The 1,564-nt window shown below is 45.1% G+C and carries 1 protein-coding gene; it reads left to right on the top strand.

Features of this window, described 5'->3' with window-relative positions:
- Nucleotides 1–225: 225 nt before the first annotated feature.
- A complete protein-coding gene (locus FU659_RS34875; RefSeq protein WP_147951726.1) occupies nt 226–1,410 on the top strand; it encodes an NAD(P)/FAD-dependent oxidoreductase in 1,185 nt (394 codons plus the stop codon).
- The last annotated feature ends 154 nt before the right edge of the window (nt 1,411–1,564 follow it).

A 1,564-nucleotide genomic window follows, 5' to 3' on the forward strand; every position in this document is an offset into this window, starting at 1 on the left:
GAAATTTGCAAAGGCTCCTCCGAACATCAGCTTATAATAGCTGGAATAGCGCTGCCCGAATTGCCAGAAAGCTTCGCCTAAATTAAGAAAATGCTGTATATGTTAATACCCCGACCTTCTTCTAGGTTGGGGTATTTATTTTTCCAGCCTCAGATTCTTACAAGGTATTGTCACAAAATACCTCCTTATCTCGTTACATTGGCAAAAGAATAAGGAGTGGTTATTGTGCAGGAATTGACATGCGTCGTTATTGGTGGAGGTTATGCGGGTATTAATGCTGTTAAAGCAATTCGAAAAACATATACGGATGTGGCTGCCAAGAGAAAGCTTCGGCTTCTTATATTGGATAAAAACACCTATCACTTTCGGAAAGTATTGCTTTTTAAGCCCGCAGCCGGAAACGTAGAGATTACAGTGCCTTTAACAAGGTTGTTTCCCGAGGGGGTTGAATATGTTCAAGCAAACGTAACGAGAATCGAATCAGGAGAGAAAAGGCTGCTTTATCAAGATGCCGAAGGAAAAGAGACTTCGATAAATTATGATATTCTCGTAGTGGCGGTGGGCAGCGTCGTGCGGCAGCCAGCTCCTAGTCTTGGAGGGATGGCATTGGCAAATCTGGACATGGCTTGGAAAATACGTGAGACGTGGCAAACGAATTTAAAGAAAGCCGCCAAAGAAACAAACGCGGACGAACGTCAGAGATTAATGACAATTGCCATTGCCGGAGCAGGGATAAGCGGGATTGAGACATCTGCTGAATTGGCTCATTTCGTGCGTGAAGATGCGGAACGATTGGGACTTGACCCTGGTGCCGTGAACATACATCTATTTAACGCGAACAAGAGGCTTTTTCCCGAAGGACCAGCCAAGGTAGGGTTAAAATTGGAACGATCCCTTGTCGCAGGCGGAGTAACTATTACACATGAGACTAAGGTTCTACAGGAGAAAGAGGGAATGATATCCTTATCCAGGGGCGATAAGATGAATGTCGGTCTATGTATTTGGTCGCTGGGACTGCAGCCCAATCCCATGCTGGGAAGCATCGGGTTGCCTGTCAACCCGGATGGATATGTAATCGTAGATGCAAGCTATCGAGTTCAAGGGGTTCAAAGTGTATATAGTATCGGTGACTGTGCACAAATCATAGATCCTGTTAGCGGACAGGTGGATGGAAAGACTTGTAAGGAAGCAACGGCTCAAGCGGCAAGGCTTGGAAAGATCTTGTTGGCGGAAATGGCTGGGAAACCAGCGCCGGTGCATAAGGGGTTTATTGACTTTTTCTGCTTTGGTTTAGGTCCTGGGCAGGGGATGGTTTGGACGCGCCAGTTGGGGTTAGATATTATGATAACAGGAAAGTTAGGTTGGCGGTTAAGGAAATTTACTTGGGATTCGGCAAGCCTGATCAAATGATGTAATCAAAAGCATTGAAATGAAAAAGAATCATGGGATTAAGGGAACAAAACCTACACATATTAAGGCGGGAGCTATCCCGCCTTTTAATATGCTGACTTGAGTGTTGCAAACATCATTTAAGGAGATATGCCGTCTCAATTCCCCGACACAA

The sequence above is a fragment of the Paenibacillus sp. N3.4 genome (assembly GCF_008017805.1).
Classification (GTDB): Bacteria; Bacillota; Bacilli; order Paenibacillales; family NBRC-103111; genus Paenibacillus_E.